General features: G+C 57.2%; 1 protein-coding gene. It reads right to left on the bottom strand.

All coding sequences use genetic code 11. The annotated features are described in order from the left end of the window. On the bottom strand, positions 1-271 hold a 271-nt coding region (locus tag SB753_RS35925; protein ID WP_410804855.1), incomplete at its 3' end, for a hypothetical protein. Positions 272-320: the final 49 nt, after the last annotated feature.

Raw genomic sequence — 320 nt, 5'->3', positions numbered from 1 at the left:
CTTCATACGTGGACCCATGCAAGATTCGTGTCCCGCGTGCATTTTCGGAGAGCACCTGTACGGCCTCCACAAAACCGTTGCGAAACAGTTGCGTGTAGCCATGCACGACACCCTCAACTTCGTTTCTGAGACCCAAAGCACCATCAAGGTTAACGCGAAAGCTCATCGCCGCGGTACCAAGTATGGGAATCTGGCGGGCAAAATCCCAGTACGAGAGCGGGTCTATGCTGCCCGTACCGAGCGCAGCCTGCGTAGGAATCAGATGCAACACCCAGATGGAGCCTTCGGAGAGCCGACAGGGCGCCTCGCCCGTCAGAATC

The organism is Paraburkholderia sp. SIMBA_053 (assembly GCF_046534895.1).
Classification (GTDB): Bacteria; Pseudomonadota; Gammaproteobacteria; order Burkholderiales; family Burkholderiaceae; genus Paraburkholderia; species Paraburkholderia caledonica.
This window is presented reverse-complemented; position numbering and strand designations above follow the sequence as displayed.